This window comes from Pseudoclavibacter soli DSM 23366, from assembly GCF_000423505.1.
GTDB classification, from domain to species: domain Bacteria; phylum Actinomycetota; class Actinomycetes; order Actinomycetales; family Microbacteriaceae; genus Pseudoclavibacter_A; species Pseudoclavibacter_A soli.
Map to the genome: position 1 here is coordinate 92938 of NZ_KE384027.1, position 19402 is coordinate 112339.

17 protein-coding genes and 1 pseudogene are annotated in these 19402 nt (G+C 65.3%); 14 read left to right on the forward strand and 4 right to left on the reverse strand.

Annotated elements, in window-relative coordinates; all coding sequences use genetic code 11:
• Positions 1-337: 337 nt before the first annotated feature.
• Positions 338-1600 carry a formate-dependent phosphoribosylglycinamide formyltransferase gene (gene purT, locus G557_RS0108040; RefSeq protein WP_028245638.1) on the reverse strand — a complete coding sequence of 421 codons (1263 nt, stop codon included), beginning with the start codon at positions 1598-1600 and terminating at the stop codon, positions 338-340.
• A gap of 285 nt (positions 1601-1885) precedes the next feature.
• On the opposite strand from purT, the gene G557_RS12465 reads away from it, so the two are divergent.
• From G557_RS12465 to G557_RS0108070, 6 genes are all read left to right on the forward strand, one after another.
• The gene (locus tag G557_RS12465) at positions 1886-4123 is read left to right on the forward strand and encodes an MMPL family transporter (RefSeq protein ID WP_084627150.1); all 2238 of its coding nucleotides are present in this window, start codon (positions 1886-1888) and stop codon (positions 4121-4123) included.
• Positions 4116-5015 carry a TIGR01777 family oxidoreductase gene (locus G557_RS0108050; protein ID WP_028245639.1) on the forward strand — a complete coding sequence of 300 codons (900 nt, stop codon included), beginning with the start codon at positions 4116-4118 and terminating at the stop codon, positions 5013-5015. Before G557_RS12465 ends, G557_RS0108050 begins: the two co-directional genes overlap by 8 nt.
• A gap of 190 nt (positions 5016-5205) precedes the next feature.
• A complete protein-coding gene (locus G557_RS0108055; RefSeq protein ID WP_028245640.1) occupies positions 5206-6819 on the forward strand; it encodes an ABC transporter substrate-binding protein in 1614 nt (537 codons plus the stop codon).
• A gap of 33 nt (positions 6820-6852) precedes the next feature.
• The gene (locus G557_RS0108060) at positions 6853-7815 is read left to right on the forward strand and encodes an ABC transporter permease (protein WP_036961932.1); all 963 of its coding nucleotides are present in this window, start codon (positions 6853-6855) and stop codon (positions 7813-7815) included.
• Between the two features lie 13 nt (positions 7816-7828).
• Positions 7829-8782: an ABC transporter permease gene (locus G557_RS0108065; protein ID WP_084627080.1), complete on the forward strand. Its 954-nt coding sequence runs from the start codon at positions 7829-7831 to the stop codon at positions 8780-8782.
• A gap of 4 nt (positions 8783-8786) precedes the next feature.
• Positions 8787-10421: a dipeptide ABC transporter ATP-binding protein gene (locus G557_RS0108070; protein WP_036961936.1), complete on the forward strand. Its 1635-nt coding sequence runs from the start codon at positions 8787-8789 to the stop codon at positions 10419-10421.
• A 105-nt stretch (positions 10422-10526) separates the two neighbouring features.
• Here G557_RS0108070 and G557_RS12470 read toward each other — a convergent pair whose 3' ends face one another.
• Positions 10527-12206: a gamma-glutamyltransferase family protein gene (locus G557_RS12470; protein ID WP_342662183.1), complete on the reverse strand. Its 1680-nt coding sequence runs from the start codon at positions 12204-12206 to the stop codon at positions 10527-10529.
• Positions 12207-12366: 160 nt separating this feature from the next.
• Between G557_RS12470 and G557_RS0108080 the strand changes: the two genes are divergently transcribed.
• From G557_RS0108080 to G557_RS14160, 5 genes are all read left to right on the forward strand, one after another.
• Entirely contained in the window at positions 12367-13620 is a 1254-nt protein-coding gene (locus tag G557_RS0108080; protein ID WP_028245644.1) for an LLM class flavin-dependent oxidoreductase, read from the forward strand.
• 49 nt (positions 13621-13669) lie between these two features.
• Entirely contained in the window at positions 13670-15136 is a 1467-nt protein-coding gene (locus G557_RS12475; RefSeq protein ID WP_084627081.1) for an NtaA/DmoA family FMN-dependent monooxygenase, read from the forward strand.
• Positions 15137-15202: 66 nt separating this feature from the next.
• Positions 15203-15706 (forward strand): nucleotidyltransferase domain-containing protein, encoded by a 504-nt coding sequence (locus G557_RS13465; RefSeq protein ID WP_051224884.1) that lies wholly within the window; start codon positions 15203-15205, stop codon positions 15704-15706.
• A gap of 5 nt (positions 15707-15711) precedes the next feature.
• On the forward strand, positions 15712-16050 hold the full coding sequence (locus G557_RS12480) for a HepT-like ribonuclease domain-containing protein (protein ID WP_036961940.1): 339 nt from the start codon (positions 15712-15714) through the stop codon (positions 16048-16050).
• Positions 16051-16220: 170 nt separating this feature from the next.
• A complete protein-coding gene (locus G557_RS14160; RefSeq protein ID WP_028245646.1) occupies positions 16221-16427 on the forward strand; it encodes a hypothetical protein in 207 nt (68 codons plus the stop codon).
• Positions 16428-16494: 67 nt separating this feature from the next.
• On the opposite strand, the gene G557_RS12485 is transcribed toward G557_RS14160, so the two are convergent.
• Both G557_RS12485 and G557_RS0108110 read right to left on the reverse strand, forming a co-directional pair.
• On the reverse strand, positions 16495-17703 hold the full coding sequence (locus G557_RS12485) for a type II toxin-antitoxin system HipA family toxin (protein ID WP_036961943.1): 1209 nt from the start codon (positions 17701-17703) through the stop codon (positions 16495-16497).
• Positions 17700-17936, reverse strand: coding sequence for a helix-turn-helix transcriptional regulator (locus G557_RS0108110; protein ID WP_036961946.1), 237 nt, complete (start codon positions 17934-17936; stop codon positions 17700-17702). The genes G557_RS12485 and G557_RS0108110 overlap by 4 nt, the downstream gene beginning before the upstream one ends.
• 285 nt (positions 17937-18221) lie before the next feature.
• Here G557_RS0108110 and G557_RS0108115 point away from each other — a divergent pair, with 285 nt between their 5' ends.
• The 3 genes and pseudogenes from G557_RS0108115 to G557_RS14390 all read left to right on the forward strand — a co-directional run bounded on the left by G557_RS0108115 (position 18222) and on the right by G557_RS14390 (position 19398).
• Positions 18222-18494, forward strand: a complete 273-nt coding sequence (locus G557_RS0108115; protein WP_028245648.1) for a hypothetical protein — start codon at positions 18222-18224, stop codon at positions 18492-18494.
• Positions 18440-18775, forward strand: a pseudogene (locus G557_RS14385) (AAA family ATPase); the annotation flags it as partial. The gene G557_RS0108115 and the pseudogene G557_RS14385, both read left to right, overlap by 55 nt.
• A gap of 254 nt (positions 18776-19029) precedes the next feature.
• The gene (locus tag G557_RS14390) at positions 19030-19398 is read left to right on the forward strand and encodes a DUF4143 domain-containing protein (protein WP_342662184.1); all 369 of its coding nucleotides are present in this window, start codon (positions 19030-19032) and stop codon (positions 19396-19398) included.
• The last annotated feature ends 4 nt before the right edge of the window (positions 19399-19402 follow it).

Genomic DNA, 19402 nt, shown 5'->3' on the forward strand with positions numbered 1-19402 from the left:
ACGTACCCTGTGCGGTGGGGGTGAGGGAGCTTCACCCCTCGTGCATGTGTCGGGCTGGGGTGTGTGCTGCGGGAGTGCTGCGCGTGTTTTCACGGGCGTGCGCATGTTTTCGACATTTTGGGGGGGGTCTGGGTGAGATGTTGCGCATCCTGGTAAAGAGGTGCGCGGGTGCAGTGGGGCCGGGGCGTGGCTGTGTCGTAGGGGTGAAGGAGCATCACCCCGAGTGCACGGCGGCAGGCCACGGGTACAGGTGTGCGGCGGCGGCACGGCCACCGGCGCGGGGTGCAGCGGTGCGGGGTGCAGCTGGAGGCAGTGCGCACAGTGCGCGCCCCGACAGTCAGCGCAGCTCAACCGTGAGGGCGTCGGCGACGGCATGTGCCCGCTCACGAGCTTCAGCCACAGATGCGCCGCGAGCCAGCGCTACTGCCACGCGGCGCTCGCCGTCGACTCGAGGCTTTCCGAACAGGCGCAACTGGGCGGTGGGGGCGGCGGCGAGTGCCGCATCCACATGATGAAAAACTGGTACACCGGTGCCTGATACCTTGACCGGCACGCTCGCCGCAGCGCCGGCGAATCGCTCGGGTGCGGCGACGGGCAGGCCGAGAACGGCGCGGGCGTGCAGGGCGAACTCGCTGAGGTCTTGGCTGACGAGGGTGACCAGCCCGGTGTCGTGCGGGCGGGGCGAGACCTCGCTGAAGATCACCTCGTCGCCCTTGATGAACAGCTCGACGCCGAACAGGCCCCAGCCGCCGAGGGCATCGGTGATGGTGGCGGCGATCTCTTGCGCGCGCGCCGCGACGGCCGGGCTCAGTGCCTCGGGTTCGGCGACGACCCCGGGCTGCGACTCGTGCGCGTACTGCCACGATTCGGCGTAGTCGCCGTCGACCTGCACGTGGTGCACGGGGTCGAGGAACGCGGTGCCCCCGGCATGGCGCACGGTGAGCTGCGTGATCTCGTCGTCGAAGTCGATGAAGCCCTCGACGATGCAGCGCACGGCGTGCCCCTCGGCAGCATGCCCGCGCGAGCCGGTCTGCGCGGCCTCCCACGCCGGTTCGATGTCGGCGTTCTCGCGCAGCACCGACTGGCCGTGGCCGGATGACGACATCACCGGTTTGATGACCGCAGGCAGGCCGAGCTCGGTGACTGCCTGGCGCAGCTCGTCGATGCTGTCGACGAAGCGGTACGGGCTGGTGGGAAGGCCAAGGGTTTCGGCGGCGAGACGGCGGATGCCCTCGCGATCCATGGTGAGCACGGTCGCGCGGGCGGTGGGCACCACGCGCACCGGCCAGGGCTGCTCGGCCTCGAGGTCGGCGAGCACACTGGTGGCGATGGCCTCGATCTCGGGGATGATCAAGTCGGGGCGCTCGGCCTCGAGCACGCGGCGCAGCTCGTCGGGGTTCTGCATGTCGATCACATGCGCTCGGTGGGCGACCTGGTGCGCGGGAGCGTTGGCGTAACGATCGACCGCGATGGTCTCGATGCCGAGACGTTGCAGCTCGATCACCACCTCTTTGCCCAGCTCGCCCGAGCCCAGCAGCAGTGCGCGTGTGGCGTGCGGGGTGAGGGGCGTGCCGAGGGTGATGTCAGTCGCAGAGGTCATGGCTCTATTGTGGCGCATGGGAGCGGGGGCCCGGGCATCCGCCGGCCCTGGCGGGTTTGTGCGTCGTTTCTGTCGTCAAATATGCGGAATGAGGCCTTGAACCACGCACAAATCCTGTGGCGGCCCCGCTGGCGGCGGCCAAGATGACACCTCTAGCCGCATGCGGGCGAGAGAAGCGGCGTAAATGGTCACCTCGGTGTGGGGCGACCGCGATAGGCTGACGGGAACGAACGTCTGGAGGCCCCCGTGAACAGACCCGCATCATCTGGCGACCCCGAGCGGGCGGTGAACGCAAGCGTGCAGCATCCTGCCGACAGCGCCGCCCCGCACGGCAACTCGCGCCGCCTGCCCCGCTGGCTGCGCATTGTGCTGCCCGCCGCGCTCATTCTCGTGTGGTTCGTTGCCGGCAGCATCGGCGGCCCCTACTTCGGCAAAGTCGGCGAGGTTTCGTCGAACGATCAGACCACTTACCTGCCCGCGTCGGCCGACGCCACACAGGTGCAGCAGCTGCGCGGTGAGTTCAGCGATTCCGACGCGATTCCGGCGGTGCTGGTGTTCGCATCCACCAGCGACAGCGCGCTCACCGAGGCACAGCAGGATGCGGTGGCCCAGGCCGTCGACAACCTCGCCTCGATCGACGGGGTCGAAGCAGGCACATCGCCGCTGATCGGCTCAGACGACGGGCGCGCGCTTGAGGTGTTCGTGCCCATCGCATCCACCGCAGACGTTGGCGATACTGTGGTGGCGGTGTCTGCCGCCCTGCGTGAGGCGAGCCCCGAGGGCGTGAACTCGTACGTGACTGGTCCGGCCGGATTCTCGGCCGACCTCATCGAGGCGTTCTCGGGTATCGACGGGCTGCTGCTGATCGTGGCGATCGCGGCGGTGTTCGTCATTCTCATCGTGGTCTATCGCTCGCTGCTGCTGCCGGTGGCCGTGCTGGCGACCAGTGTGTTCGCGCTCACCGTGGCCCTGCTCACCGTGTGGTGGCTGGCCAAGGCGCAGGTGCTGCTGCTGAGCGGTCAGACGCAGGGCATTTTGTTCATCTTGGTGATCGGCGCGGCCACCGACTACTCCCTGCTGTATGTGTCGCGCTATCGTGAGGCGCTGCGCGAGCATCGCGATCGCGGGCAGGCCACCCGCGTGGCCCTGCGCGGATCGATCGAGCCGATTCTGGCATCTGGCGGCACGGTGATCGCCGGGCTGCTGTGTCTGCTGCTCAGCGACCTGAAGTCGAACAGCACGCTCGGCCCGGTGGCGGCGATCGGCATCGCCTTTGCCATGCTCGCCGCGTTGACCTTGCTGCCCGCCATTCTGTTCGCGTTCGGCCGGGCGGCGTTCTGGCCGCGCCGACCGGCCTACGAGCCCGAGGTGGTCGCCGCCGAGCACGGCGTGCACACCACCGGCTGGTGGGCTGGGGTGGGCCGATTCGTGCGACGCGCGCATCGACCGATCTGGGCAGTCACCACGCTCGTGCTGTTGGCCGCAGCGTTCGGGCTCACCCAGCTGCAGGCGCAGGGTGTGGCGCAGTCTGACCTGGTGCTGGGCGCCTCTGAAGCCCGCGACGGGCAGCAGGCGCTCGGCGAGCACTTCGCCGCGGGATCGGGCAGCCCGATGCTGGTCATCGTCGACGAGAACCAGCTGCAGCAGGCCGCCGACGTGCTGCTCGACAACCCCGGCATCGACGCGGTCACTGTGGTCAGCGCCGACTCCTCGGCTGGTTCGGCGCCGGTCACCGCCGACGGCATCACGGCCTACGGGCCGCCCGGCACGCCGACGCCAACGCCCACCGTGGTCGACGGGCGAGTGCTGCTGCAAGGCACACTCACCGATGCGCCCGACTCGGACGCTGCGGCGCAGACGGTGCGCGAGGTGCGACAGACATATGCCGATAACGGCATGGATGCACTGGTCGGGGGAGTGACCGCCACTGCGGTTGACACCAACGACGCGTCAGTGCACGACCGAAACCTCATCATCCCGGTGGTGTTGGTGGTCATTCTGATCATTCTCATGCTGCTGCTGCGCTCAGTGCTCGCTCCCGTGCTGCTCGTAGCCACCACGGTGCTCTCGTTTGCCGCGGCGCTCGGGGTTTCGGCGTGGGTGTTCAACGGTGTGTTCCACTTCGCGGGGGCCGACCCTGCGGTGCCGCTGTTCGGGTTCGTGTTTCTGGTGGCGCTCGGAATCGACTACAACATCTTTCTGGCCACGCGCGTGCGTGAGGAGTCGATCGCCCACGGCACCCGCGAGGGCGTGATTCGCGGGCTGGCTGTGACCGGCGGAGTGATCACCTCGGCCGGGCTGGTGCTGGCCGCGACCTTCGCGGCACTGTCGGTGATTCCGATTCTGTTCTTGGCACAGATCGCGTTCATCGTGGCCTTCGGCGTGCTGCTCGACACGTTCGTGGTGCGTGCACTGCTGGTGCCCGCACTGTTCTACGACTTGGGGCGCGTGGTGTGGTGGCCGTCGCGCCTGGCGCGTGGCAGCACACAACAATCCAACACCGCAGGAGGCCGTCATGCGTGACGATCGCGTGGTCATCGCCGGTTCGTCGGGGCTGATCGGCTCCGCGCTCACTCGGTCGCTGCAGGCCGACGGCATCGAGGTCACTCGCCTGGTGCGACGCCCGGCGCGCAGCACCGACGAAGTGCAGTGGCAGCCCGACACCACCGACCTCGACCCCGGGGTGCTCGCCGGCGCGACCGCGGTGGTCAACCTCTGCGGCGCGAGCATCGCGCACCTACCCTGGACTTCGACGTATCGCACCACGCTCGCAGCCTCGCGGCTGCAGCCGACGATGCGGCTGGCGCAGGCCATCCATGCGCTTGCCGGTGACGCCCCGCAGTTTGTGTCGGCCTCGGCAGTCGGGTTCTATGGCAACCGTCCAGGCGAGACGCTCACCGAGACGAGCACCGCCGGTGACTCGTTTCTGGCCGAGCTCAGCGCCGATTGGGAGCGTGCGGCGCTCGCGGCCGGGCCGGGTGCAAGGGTCGCGCTGCTGCGCACCGCGTCGGTGCTGCACCCGCAGGCCGTGCTGAAACCGCTGCTGCTGCTGACTCGAGCAGGGGTGAGCGGGCCGCTCGGCGGCGGTGAGCAGGTGTGGCCGTGGATCTCGCTCGACGACGAGGTGCGCGCCATTCGGCACATCATCGACCACGGGCTGACGGGCCCGGTGAACCTCGCGGGGCCCGTGCCGGCGAGCGCCAACGACATCGGGCGCGATCTGGCGCGGCGGCTGCACCGACCATTCGTGCTGCCCGCACCAGCCTGGGCGCTGCGGCTTGCCCTCGGGCGCGATGCCGCCGAATCGCTGCTGCTGGCCGACGCCACGGTCACCCCGCAGGTGCTCACCGACACGGGGTTCGCATTTGTGCACGACACGGCCGCCGAGGCGATCGGTGCTGTCTTGTCTCGGTGAGTGCCTCCGGTGGGTCTGTGCGCGGCGGCGCGGCGGCGCGGCGGCGTGATGCCATGACGCTGCATGACGTTTTCCGACGTTTCGTGACGTATTCGCTCGCTGTGTTTCCACAGGGTTTGAGCTGTGATTCTTGAAGTTCGTATCGTCGGGGTTCTGCAAGACGACACAGCAACCGACAGGAAACTCCTTCATGCGCCTACTCACAAGAACCGCCCTTACAGCGGCGCTCACCGTCACCAGCGTGGTGGCTCTGAGCGCATGCTCATCTTCCGACGGCTCATCCTCTGACGTGGGGGAGGTGACGCGTGGCGGCAACCTGACCTTTGCGCTCTCGGTCGACAGCCACTGCATTGACCCGCAGCAGGTGGGCAACAACGACGCCATCGCTGTCGCTCGGCAGACGGTGGCTTCGCTCACCACTCAAGACCCCGATTCAGGCGAGATCAAGCCGTGGCTGGCCGACTTTACACAGAATGACAACGCCACCGAGTTCACCTTCACGCTCACGGGCGATGCCACGTACAGCGACGGCGAGCCCATCGACGCCGCCTCAGTCAAGACCAACTTCGAGGCGATCAAAGAGCTCGGCAAAGCGGGCAAGTCTTCGCTTGGCAACACCTACCTGAAAGACGTCGCCTCGATCGAGACCACCGATGACAAGACCGTGGTGGTAACCTTCGCCGAGCCGAACGCACAGTTCTTGCAGGCCACCTCGACCTTCACGCTCGGCCTGCTCTCCCCGGCCAGCGCCGCGCTGTCGGTAGAAGACCGCTGCGCCGGCAAGTTCGCCGGTTCTGGCCCGTTCACCGTCGAATCGTATGAGCAGGATCAGCAGGTGGTGCTGCGCAAGCGAGACGGCTACAACTGGGGCCCTTCCACCAACGATCACACTGACGAGGCCTATCTCGACACGGTGACGTTCAAGGTGATTCCCGAGTCGGGCAACCGCACCGGCTCGCTCCAGTCGGGGCAGATCGACGCCACGGCGGGCATCGCATCGCAAGACTTGGCCACATTCGAGGGTGGTGGCTTCTCACAGAACACCCGTTCGAACCCGGGCGTGGTCTACAACCTCTACCCCAACGAGTCGAGCCCCAAGCTCAGCGATGTGCGCGTGCGCCAGGCGCTCTCGAAGGGCATCGATCGCCAAGAACTCGTCGACACCCTGCTGGGCGCGAACGACAAGGCCGCGACTGGTGTGCTGGCCTCGACTACGCCGTTCTACACCGACTTCAGCGACCTGCTCACCTATGACCCCGACGGGGCGAAGGAATTGCTTGACGAGGCCGGCTGGACGGTCGGATCCAACGGCATCCGTGAGAAAGACGGCACGAAGCTGAGCTTCTTGGTCACCTACTGGCAGTCACCCAAAGAGCTGCTTGAGCTGGTTCAGCAGCAGTGGAAAGAGATCGGGGTCGACCTGCAGCTGAAGTACACCTCGAACGCCGAGGCGAGCGCTGCCAACAGCGTGGGTAAAGAGAACACGTACGAACTGTTCTACGGCAACCTCACCCGGGCCGATCCAGACATCATTCGCACGGTGCTGGCCGCAAACGGTCCGGGCAACTACAACCGCCGCGACTCCAGCGAGGTCGACGAGTGGCTGACCAAGCAGGCATCGGCCACTGACCAGGCCGAGCGACAGGCCGACGTTGACGAGGCCCAGCGCCTGCTGCTTGAGGATGCTCACTCGATTCCCACCCATGAGCTGTCGACGACCATCGTCAGCAGTGACCATGCACAGGGCGTGAAATTCGAGGCTTCCAGCCGCATCGACTTCTATGACGCCTGGGTACAGCAGTAGGCAATGACTCGGTCAGCAGGAGGGGAACGAACAATGCATGTCAATCGTGATGTCGTGGCCTACGCGGTCAAACGGGTGCTCCAAGGAGTGTTCGTGCTGTGGGCGGCGTATACCGTGACATTTCTCGTGCTCTTCCTGCTGCCGGGTGATGCTGCCACTGTCATGGCCGGCGGGGAAGACGCCGGAACGAGCGACGAACAATTGGCGGCGCTGCGAGCCGAGTTCGGCCTCGATCGGCCGATCTACGAGCAGTACGTGATCTCGCTTGGCAAGGCGCTGACGCTCGACTTTGGCAGTTCGTTTCGCAGCGGACAGCCAGCGTTGGAGGCAATGACCAGCGTGCTTCCGCAGACCTTGGCCCTCGCGGCCCTCGCTCTGCCACTGTCGCTGCTGGCGGGGGTAGCGCTGGCGCTGGGCGGGGTATTCAGTCGGCATCGCTGGATTCGCCAGGCCGTCGGCTCGCTGCCTCCTCTCGGAGTCGCAGTGCCGACTTTCTGGATCGGTCTGCTGCTGCTGCAGCTGTTCTCCTTCCGCATCCGTCTGTTTCCATCGATGGGCAATGAGGGGCTGATTTCGCTGGTGTTGCCGGCGGTGACCCTGGCCATTCCCACGTCTGCAGTGATCGCCCAACTGCTGGCGAAGAGCCTGAGGCAGACTCTGGGCGAGCCGTACATCCAAGTAGTGCGAGCCAAAGGTGCCAGCCGTTGGGTGGTCAATTTTGGCCACGCACTGCGCAATGCGGCGATTCCCACGCTGACGATGCTGGGCATCTTGATTGGCAACCTGCTGGCCGGCGCAACGGTAAGCGAGACGGTCTTCTCGCGTACCGGCATCGGCCGGCTGACGGTGACCGCGGTCAACGATCGCGACATCCCGGTGGTGCAGGTCATCGTGCTGTTTGTGGCGTTCGTGTTCGTTGTGGTCAATCTGCTGGTCGATGTGCTGTACCCGCTTGTCGACCCGCGCATCAGCGTGCGCCGCACGGCGCAGGCTTGAGAGAGGAGCTGTCATGTCAGACTCATCTGCTGTGCTCACTGGGGTGAAGGGCAGCGCTTTCGACGAACAGCAGCTTCGAGAGGATGCTCGAACACTGGTCGAGTCGGTGGCCGTTGGTGCCGATCAGCTTGAGGAACAGGCTGAACGACGCTGGAGGGCTCACCTGCGATTTCTGCGGGAACGGCCGGCGTTTGTGCTGGCAGTGGTGACGTTGCTGCTGGCTCTGGCGTGGGCGGTCGCACCGTCGTTGTTCACTTCGTGGGATCCGATCGACGGGGTGCCACGTGACCGGCTGAGTCCGCCCGGCGATGGCCACTTGTTCGGTACCGATCAGCTTGGGCGCGACCTGTATGCCCGCATAGTCTACGGCGCCGGCCAGTCGCTGGCGGCGACCGCCGGAGCGGTGGGCGTCGGGCTCGTGCTGGGCTCGGGGCTGGGGCTGCTCGCCGGGTCGGCCCGAGGCTGGGTTGACGATGTCATCATGCGCATTGTCGATGTGCTGCTTTCCATTCCCTCGTTGCTGCTGTCTCTGGCTCTGATTACCGCGCTGGGGTTTGGCACGATCAACGTCGCTATCGCCGTCGGTCTGGCATCGGTGGCGAGTTTCGCTCGCATCATGCGTTCGGAGGTGCTGCGCGTGGGCGGCGCCGAATACGTGGAGGCCGCGCGGGTATCCGGTGTCAGTTGGTGGGGTGTGCTGATTCGCCACATTCTGCCCAACTCGGCCGGGCCGGTCATCGCCTTGTCTGCCTTGGAGTTCGGTCAGGCGGTGCTGGCCATTTCAGCGCTGAGCTTCCTCGGCTTCGGCGCTCCACCGCCGGCACCGGAATGGGGCGCATTGGTATCGGGTGGGCGAGATTATCTGGCCACGGCATGGTGGCTGATCACCTTCCCGGGGCTGGTGATCGCGGCAGTGGTGCTGGCGGCGAATCAGGTCGCGCGCACGTTCGAACGACCAGAAAGGTAGAAAGATGACCGCACTGCTGCAAGTCACAGATCTGCATATCGACTACGATCTCGGCCGCGGCCGACGACAGCATGCCGTGGCCGGGGTGAGCTTCGCACTCGACCCGGGTGAGGTGGTTGCCATTGTGGGAGAGTCTGGCTCGGGTAAGTCGACCACCGCACACAGCATCATCAACCTGCTGGCCGGCAACGCCCGGCGAGTCTCTGGGGACATCTCGTTCGACGGTGCCGATCTCACCCAGCTGACCGAGAAAGAGTGGGAATCAGTGCGTGGTGCCCGGATTGCACTGATTCCACAAGACCCGACGGTATCGCTCGACCCCGTGCGTCGAGTCGGTGATCAGGTGGCTGAGGTGCTGCGCCTGCACGGGCTGGCCGATCGCGCCGACGCGGCGCACCGGGCGGTCGAACTGCTGGAGCTTGCCGGCATCCCAGATGCCGAATTGCGCAGTCGACAGTACCCCCACCAGTTCTCCGGCGGCATGCGACAGCGTGTGCTCATTGCCGCAGCTCTGGCCGCCGATCCGCGGCTGGTGATCGCTGACGAGCCCACTAGTGCTCTCGATGTCACGGTACAAAAGCAGATTCTCGACCACATCGAACAGCGGGCGGCTCAGCTGGGCACAGCTGTGCTGCTGATCACCCACGACTTGGGCGTGGCAGCCGACCGAGCCTCCCGCATCATCGTGATGCAGCACGGTCGCATCGTCGAACAAGGGCTAGCAGAGCAGGTGCTGCGTGACCCGCAGCAGGACTACACGAAGCAGCTCATCGCCGCGGCGCCGAGCATTTCGGCCACAACAGCCCGACCGACCGCTCAGGTGAGCGTCGCAGCAGCTGAGGGCATACCCGTGCTCGAGCTGCATGATGTGGTCAAAGAGTTCGCGCTGCCTGACCGAGGTCTCCTACGAGCCGTTGACGGAGTGAGTCTGCAGCTGCATCGAGGAGAGACCCTGGCCTTGGTGGGTGAGTCGGGCTCGGGCAAATCGACCACGGCACGCCTGGCACTGCGCATCGATGAGCCCACGGCTGGGCGCATCGTTTTCGACGGAGAGGACATCACCGCAGTTGATCGACGAACGCTCAAGGCGTTTCGTCGCAGAGTGCAGTTCGTCTATCAGAGCCCCTATGCATCGTTGAACCCTCGGTTCACCCTCGAGCAGATCATCGCCGAGCCGCTGCGCGCTCACCGTGTGGGATCGCGTGACCAACGGCATGAGCGTGCGCTCGAGCTGCTCGATCAGGTTCGGCTGCCGGCGAGACTGGCCACCAGACGCCCAACCGAGCTGTCGGGCGGGCAGCGGCAGCGCGTGGCGATCGCTCGGGCACTTGCCCTCGAGCCTGATGTGGTGGTGCTCGATGAGGCCGTGTCTGCGCTCGACGTGTCGGTGCAACGGCAGATACTCGATCTTCTCGCTGAGAATCAGCAGCGACACCAGCTCTCATACCTGTTCATTACGCACGACTTGGCAGTGGTCAGTCAGATCGCTGATCGGGTCGTCGTGCTGCAACGTGGTCGGGTGGTCGAGACCGGAGCGACCGAACAGGTGCTGCGCCATCCTCGTGAACCCTATACACAGCAGCTGGTACAGGCCATCCCGGGGCGACGCCTGCACGAGCCGGCCTTCGCCGAGGTCTGAGAACCTGAGTCAACGTCCGACGGCGTAGCCCTGTGCACCACGTGGGTTGGCACCAGCGCGAAGCCAACCGTCAGCCTGTTGAACGGCGCTGAGCCGGCCTTCACTCTACGGCGCCCCGACTTCGAGACGATGGCCGCGCGCCCGAAGGCCCTCGATGACCTCGGCGGCGGCGCGCGACTCAATGCGCAGATGGCCGAGACGGGCGGCACGGGGAGCGAATGAGCTGGGCGCATGCTCAGTGTGAAACGACACCGCGTCGATGGCGGCCTGCAGCGGCTGCCCTTGCAGAGCACGTAGTGCGAGCTGCGCTGACCACTGGTCTTGCGAGTCGCCGCCAGGGGTGCCGAAAGCCATCCAGCCGCGGCCATCACGACTGGCCAAGGATGGCGAGAGGGTGGTGCGTGGTCGTCTGCCGGGCCGCAGCGAACTGGCGAGCCCCGGTTGCAGCCAGAACATCTGAGCCCGCGTGCCCAGAGCGAACCCGAGTTGTGGAATCGCCGGAGACGACTGCAGCCAGCCTCCTGACGGTGTGGCACTGATCATCAGACCCTGCGCGTCGACGACGTCGAGGTGACAGGTATCACCGCGCACTTCACCGTCTGACGCAGTGGTGGGCTCGCCGGTGCCGGCAGTCATTTGCTCGGCTTCGGCAACGGGTTGAACGGGCAGCCGGGGCTGTCGACCCTGTGGTGATCCAGGCTGCAGCTGCACAGACGCATCTGATCCGATGAGTTTCGCGCGCTCGTGGGCGTACGCGCGGCTGAGCAGTGTCGTAAGCGGCACATCCGTGCTGAGCGGGTCACCGTACCACGCCTCGCGGTCAGCTAAAGCGAGTTTGTCCGCCTCTACCACCAGGTGGATCCACGCTTCGGAGCCGGGCTCGAGGTCGAACACATCGGTTTGCTCGAGCAGGCGCAGATGTTGCAGCATGACAGGCCCCTGACTCCAGGGCCCGGGCTTGTGAAACGTGGTGCCGGCGATCTTGACGCTGATCGCGGGTTCGACAGTCGCTCGCCAGCCGGCGAGATCGTCACCGGTGAGCAGACCGCGGTGGCGATCCCCAGACGAGTCACGTGCGGGGATGCGACAGAACGCATCGACCGCCTCGGCGACAAACCCGGAGTACCACGCACGGCGCGCGCGTTCGATTTGCGCGCTTCTCGAGCTCGAGCCGGCCTCTGCCTCAGCGAGAATGCGTCGATACGTCTGCGCAAGTCGAGCGTTGCGCACACGAGAGCCCGCGAGAGGCACCTGGCCGTCATGCAGCCACAGTGCCGCCGACGTCGACCACTCGTCAATGAACAGCCGCTGCACCGAAGCGATCGCTTGATGCGCGCGCTCGAGCAGCGGATGCCCCTGCTCGGCATAATGGATGGCCGGCTCGAGCACGTCGCGCAACGACCAGGTGCCGTAGCGGTCGAGCAGAGACAGCCAGCCTCCGAAAGCACCGGGAACGACTGCAGCCAGCAAACCGCTGCCAGGAATGACATCTAGCCCCAGTGAGGTGAACGCTGCGATGTCGGCGGCGACTGGCACCGTGCCTTGGCCGCAGATGACGGCAGCGTCGCTGGCGGCTGGATCCCAGATCATGATGGGCGCGTCACCGCCGGGGCCGTTGAGATGTGGCTCGACAACCTGCAGTGTGAAGCCAGCAGCCACCGCGGCATCGGCGGCGTTTCCGCCGCGCTCGAGCACTCCCATGCCGACCGAGGAGGCAAGCCAGTGGGTGGTTGCCACCATGCCGAAGTCTCCGGTGAGTTCAGGGCGAGTGGTGAACGTCGGCATGGAGCCTCCTCAGGTCAGTACCGGCAGCGTACCCTTCCGTGACCGCGTGTTGCGCGGTCTGTGACGCCGTGTGCGGCGCACTCCTACAGTGGGGACATCCACGGCGCGCGCGAGGCCGCAACCTCGATCGGCGCGCGAACCCGCAACCGATTGGAGTCGCATGACCCGCACCACCCGCCTCGCTGTCGCCCTCGACGGTGCCGGTTGGCATCCCGCCGCCTGGCGCGAGCCGAGCGCCCGCCCCACCGAGCTGTTCACCCCCGATTATTGGGCTGATCTCGTGCGCACGGCGGCTGCCGGCGGCGTCGACTTCGTGACCATTGAAGACTCGCTGGCGCTGCAGTCGTCTGACCGTCTGCACCCCGACGACCGCGTCGACGAGGTGCGCGGCCGCCTCGACGCCACCATTCTCGCCAATCGGCTCGCCCCGGTCACCGCAGGCATCGGCCTGGTGCCCACGGTCACCACCACCTACACCGAGCCGTTCCATGTCTCGACCGCGATCGCCACCCTCGACTTCGTCAGTGGTGGTCGCGCTGGCCTGCAGGCCAAGCTCTCGCTGCGCGACGAGGAGCGCACCGGCACCGGACATGAACCCAACACCGCCGAGGCCGTCATCGAGCAGCGGGTCGAAAGCGATGAAGCGGCAGCCGCGTTCGCCGAGGCCGCCGAGGCGATCGAGGTCGTGCGTCGACTCTGGGACAGCTGGGAAGACGACGCCGAGATCCGCGACGCCGCAACCGACCGCTTCATCGACGCCGACAAGCTGCACACCATCGACTACGCCGGCGACGCGTTCACCGTGCGCGGGCCATCCATCGTGCCGCGCAGCCCACAGGGCCAGCCCGTGGTCACCGCGCTCGCGCACCACACCGTGCCCTATCGCTTCGCCGCGCAGCAGGCCGATGTGGTGTTCGTCACCCCAGACGCCGACACCCCGTTTTCGGGCCCGGTGGATGCGGTGCTCGCCCAGGTGCGAGACGCCGAGCGCGCGGTGGGTCGCCATGGCCTTCCGCTGCAGGTCTACGTCGATCTGGTCGTGCTGCTCGACGACCCCGCCCAGGGGGGCGAGCTCGCCGCAGACCGGCTGGCCCGACTCGACGCGCTGGGTCGGCCGCTGACCTCAGACGCGCGCATTGTCGCGGGCTCGGCATCCACCGTGGCCGATCGCATCGAGGCCTATGTCGCCGCCGGCTACGACGGTGTGCGCCTGCGCCCGGGCGTGGCCACCGACGACCTGCCGCGCATCGCGGCCGACTTGGTGCCCGAACTGCGCCGCCGTGAACTGCGCGATGCTGCACCTGCTGCGGCAGGAGCATCCCTGCGCGAGATCATCGGCCTGCCCGCCGCCGGCCCGAGCCGTTACGCCGGCCAGACCGGCCGCATCTCACCCGCCCCGGCCAGCGCGCTCTGAGCGCCCGCCCACACCCACCCACTTCACGCACCCGAAAAGAGACCCGCACATGACCGAGCACATCAGCGTTGACACGACCGCAGCCGCAGACCCCACGCGCGATGGCAAGCCGCGCAAGCAGATCATCCTCGCCGCCCATATCGGCGGGGTCAACGAGCACACCCTGTGGGAGGCGCCCGGCGCCGCCAGCCAGATCGCCTTCGACACCTTCAAGCACATCGCCCAGACCGCCGAGCGGGGTCGCTTCGACTACTTCTTCCTGGCCGAGGGGCTCGCCGTGCGCCAGCGCGGCAACGAGTTCTTCGACCACGACATCGTGGGCCGGCCCAACACCCTCGCGGTGCTGGCGGCGCTCGCGGCGGTCACCGACCACATCGGCCTGATCGGCACGCTCAACTCGACATTCAACGAGCCGCTCGAGCTGGCTCGCCAGTTCGCCAGCCTCGACCAGGTGTCGCACGGCCGCGCCGGCTGGAACGTCGTCACCTCGTTCGAGGCGTTCACGGGTGCGAACTTCCGCCGCGGCGGCTACCTGCCCCGCGAGCAGCGCTACGAGCGCGCCGAAGAGTTCGTGCAGGCGGTCAAGCAGCTGTGGGATTCGTGGCCGGCAGATGCGGTGGTCGCCGACAAGGCGGCTGGCCAGTTCGTGCGCGATGCCAATGTGGGCGCCTTCGGGCACCATGGCCGGCAGTTCGACATTCACGGCCGCTTCACCGTGCCGCGCAGCCCGCAGGGGCGACCGGTGATCGTGCAGGCGGGCGTCTCGGGGCAGGGGCGTGACTTCGCGGCGGCCAACGCCGACGTGATCTTCTCGCCGTTCCACGAGGTGAGCCAGGCCAAGGCGTTCTATGCCGACGTGAATCAGCGGCTCGAAGAGCTGGGCCGCCAGCGCGGCGATCTCAAGATCATTCCGGCAGTGGGCTATGTGCTGGCCGACAGTGAGGCCGAGGCGCGCGACAAAGTGGTGTACGTGCGCGAGCAGATCTTCACCCCGAAGACCGTGCGGGTGCGCGCCGAGCAGATCTGGAACCGTGATCTCTCGGGCTATGACCTCACCACTGACATCCCCGACGTCGAACCCGATCTCGAAGCTCCGCGCTTTATCAACGGGCGCACCTATCACTGGGATCGCTCCAAGGCTGTCGCCGACATTCGGGCGTTCGCCGAGGCGCGAGGTGGTGCGAGCCTGCGCGACTGGTTCCTCGAAACCGAGGGGCGCATCCAATTTGCCGGCACCCCGCAGCAGGTGGCCGACAAGCTCGATGCCTTCGTGCAGCAGGATGCGTCGGATGGCTTTGTGATCGCCCCGCCGGTGCTCGCTGACCACGCGGGTGTGGCCGACTCGCTCGACGAGTTCGTTGACAAGGTGGTGCCGCTGCTGCAGGAGCGCGGCTCGCTGCGCACCGAATACGCGGGCTCGACGCTGCGCTCGAACCTCGGGCTGCCGGTGCCCGAGCGTGGGGCGACCTCGCCGTCGATCTTCGGTCGTGCCGCGCAAGATGCCCTGGTCGGCTGAGTCATTTTCTGCCGGTGATGAGCACAAAGATGTACATGAAGATGTACATCTCGGTAGAATTTCGGCATGAAGCCAAAGAACAGTACCCACGAATCAGAAGGTATTCGCGTGTTGAGCGTCGCTGAGGCACGGGAAAGCCTCAGCCGCCAACTTCAGGCCTTTCGCCGAGATCCCGATGGGGTATCCCCGGTGCTTCTCGGCACCCACCGCAGACCCGAGGCGGTCCTTCTGCCCGTTTCTCAGTACGACAAGATCCACACTCATGCTGATGATGTGCTCACGCTTGATAATGTTCGACGGCTCCGCATTGTGCTTGAACAGTTGGCTGCAGCCAACAACATTGAATCCGATTCGCTGCGCGTGTTCGGCTCAGTGAGCCGCGGGGAGGCCTCGGCAAATTCAGACCTGGACCTCATCGTCACCCCACGAACTGGAGCGACTCTGTCAGACTTCGCCCGTTTCGAGATTGGGCTTGAAGCGTTATTCGGATGCGAAGTCGATGTCGTCTCGTCACATTCACTTGATGTTGAACGTGACGCAGGTATTCTGCGCGAGTCGATTGCAGTGTGACCGAGATGGGTCAGCCCGAATTAGGCAATCGCACGAAGCGGTGGTTGCAAGATCTCGATCGCGTCCTTGATCAGAGCAGTGCGCTGGCTGCGCGTGGGTACGAGGCGTACTGCAGCGATCCGGCATTGCCATTGGCCATCGAAGCACTGTGCCTACGGGCTGGCGAAATCGCCAAGCGTCTGATCGCCGCGGATCCAGAACGTTTCAGTGATGAAATCTGGATCCTTGTTGCGAGAACCCGGGACTTTCTCGCCCATCACTACGATCGTGTCGACGTCGATGTGCTCTGGGCCACGGCCAACCGAGACTTTCCTGCGCTGCACGAGTTGGTGCGAGGGCTGTGAACGATGACGACAGTGGCGATTGATCTTCTCAAGCTGCACCTTTAGCGCTGACAGGGCTGGCCGGAGTCGATTTCCGGGCGATCGGGGCCAATAGCTACGCGCAGATTGCCCCGGCATATGACGTGACCTTTGCGTACAATCCGACCGGGCAATGGACGAATCAGCATCAGATGAGCGTCAACGGCAAGTTCTCAGACATCGGGTACGACGATCTCATGGCTGTTGCCGATCAATTCGGTGTGCAGCGAGCCCGTTCCGCGCTCAAAGATATCCGCAGTGCACTGCAAGCCTGGCCGCGGGTTGTCGCAGACGCTGGGCTCAGCCAGGCGAAGTCCACCGCGGTCGGCGAACAGTTTCATCTGGAGGCGCTGGGGTAGGGCTTGCACCTGTAAGAAGTAGATGTGCATACGCAGAGATTCTGCGTGAGTCGAGAGCAGTACCAGCTCAGGAGAGCAGGCGACGGCGATAGTTGAGCTGTTGCTGCCACTCCCGCAGCGTATTTGGCGCGAAGGGCAAGCCGAGCGACTGTACGTCGCTGAGCGCCGGAGCCGTTGCCTTGAGAAGAAGAGCAAGGTGCCGTTGCGCTGCCCTTTGGGGTAGATCAATGGCATCTGCGAACTCCAGTAGTCGTCGGCGTGAGACGTTCTCGGTGCGATTCTGCAGAGTCAGTGCCATGCTCTGGTCACCGTAGAGCAGCGTCGAGGGCAGATCGTAAAAGGGGGAGAGCCGCCAACGCCCACTGACATCCCGAATGATCGAGAGGTTTTTTGCATGGAGGTCGCCGTTGCCGGTGATCAGCGCAAAACAGAATCGTCGAAAAAGCTCTAACCGCGTGACGGCCGGTGCGAAGGTCAGGTCTGCGAGTGCGACGGTGACCTGTTCTGACGAGACGTTGTATTTGTCTGCTGGCCACAAACCGAGTATCTGCGCAGCATCTTCAACGGGAAGCGGGGCCGGTGCGCGGTCGAAACGGGTGATGATGAGCGCGTCAACGCCATCCCGGTCGGTAACGAGCTGCCAATCGGGAACGGTGAAGCCAACCTGGCGGGCGAGGCCGAGCATCGCCGCCTCGTTCCGGGTGAGATGCGGGTACCCCGGCGGGTCGAGTTTGACGATCACTTGCCGCTGACCGAGTGCGCCGGGCAGATTGATCATTGATCCGGATGCCTTGCGCTGTACCCCGGCGATGCCGGCGGGGTCGGGCAGATCCTCTGCGCGCAGCTCGTGGAAAGATATCTCGGACGGATCGCGGGTGAGCTCTGCCATTGGGTGTGGAGAGAATGGCTGATTCCGGGCGACAAGCACCTCGTCGGTAGCATCGTCGGTCAGTGGCAGCGCCCGCACGTCGCCGACGGTGTCTGCGCCGATGGCGAGCAGCAGGGTGAGCTCGTCGTCTGCAGAAGCCTTCAACGACCGCTGTAAGACGCTCAGACGATGGCCTTCCGGCAGCAGACCGGCAAAGAACGGGGGGATGGCGCCGGCATACGTCGTCACGATCTGATCACGTTTCGGCAGAGTCGTCGCTACTGCTGGTAGGTCAGACGCGAGGTACGGGGCGAGATACCGGAACTCTGTGCGGTCTGAGTATTTATCGATACGGGCGGCTGGATGTTCACCCTTGTACACGAGTGCACTGCGAAGTGGGGGAGTCATTGGCCGGTGTCCTGAACGTGAGGCGTTTGAGTGCGAGGTGTGAGCGACAGCTCGAGCCCGAGCACCGTGACCACGGGTGTGAGCACATCGAGCCGGAGCGTGGGCTTGTCGTGCTCGACCTCGTGCACGCTGCGCACCGAAACCCCGGCGAGATCAGCGAGATCCTGCTGAGTGAGCCCGAGCGCACGACGCTCTGCGCGAATGCGCGTGCCGAACGATGAGGGATCTGTCATTATGGCCTCGCTCTCAAATCTGCACGATCTTGCATTTAATGGCAATAATACTTGATCTCAGCGAGCGAGGGAAGCAATTTATGAATGATCGTGCAGATATGGTTGCTTGTGGTGGTCTGACTGAAGTGGGAGCGGCGCAATCTGCACGTTCGTACAGATCTGGGCGCGCCAGCATTTTACGTAGCCAGCCCAAAGCTTCACCCAGATGTAAAGACTGCGCGGATAGAGTTTCACGTACGAAGAGTGGCGTACAGCTTATGCCTCAGCTCAACAGGGGAGAACACGATGGGTAAACACGCAGCGCCCGATGCCGGGTCAGGTCTCACCCTCACCCCCGAGTTCGTCGAAGCCCTGGAATTGCTCGACAGCGGCAGCAACATGTTTCTCACTGGCAAGGCCGGCACTGGTAAGTCGACGCTGATTCGTCTGGATCTTGAGCACACCGATCGTCGTGCGATCACCGTTGCACCGACCGGCATTGCGGCGCTTCGGCGAGCTGGCGGATGTGCGCAGACGCGTCTGGGAGATCACCCGACCGCGAGCTCGACGAGGTGTTAGCACTTGCTCCGGCCGTGGCGATCGATGGTCCTAAGGGTATTGGCAAGACCGATACTGCGCGTCGCCGCGCAGACGAGGTGTGGTACCTAGACGATCCTGCCCAGCGTGAGATTGCTCGCGCTGACTTCCAGTTCACTGGGGCGCCAGCCGGATGTCTGCTGCTTGATGAGTCGCAGCGACTTCCGCAGATATGGGACTCCGTGCGGCGAGCGGTAGACGCGGGTGTTCCTGCCGGGCGTTTCTTGCTGACCGGATCAGCAACCCCACAGTCCGGAAGCGGCACACATAGCGGGGCCGGCCGCATCCTCTCGCTGCGAATGCGGCCGATGGCGCTTCATGAACGAGGTAGAACGGAGCCGACCGTCCTCCTCTCAGATTTGCTGGCCGGAACGGCCGGACACATTCACGACACTTCGCCATTCACCTTGGTCGACTACACGCAGGCGATTGTCGAGAGTGGGTTTCCCGCGATTATGCAGGCACCTGAACGGCTGCGCCGAAGCATCAGCTGGCCGCTCCGGCCCTTGCGGCTCGGTTGCTGGGGCTTGATGCGGCCTCGCTGCGGGATGGACGTGGGGCACACATGGTCGGGCCGTTGTTCGAGTCGCTTGTGGCGCTCGGGGTGCGGGTACTGGCGCAGGCGGTTGAGGCGAGCGTGAATCATCTGCGCGTGCAGGGTGGGGAGCACGAAATCGATCTCATCGTCGAGGGTGCCGACGCATGTATCGTCGCGATTGAGGTCAAACTTGCGCCCGAGGTCTCGTCTGCAGATGTCAAGCATCTGCACTGGCTACGAGAGCGCATGCCAGATCGCATCGCTGATCTGGTCGTTGTGACAACAAGCACTAAGGCATATCGCCGACCTGACGGTATCGCGGTGGTGCCCTTGGCGCTGCTCGGGTGAGCGG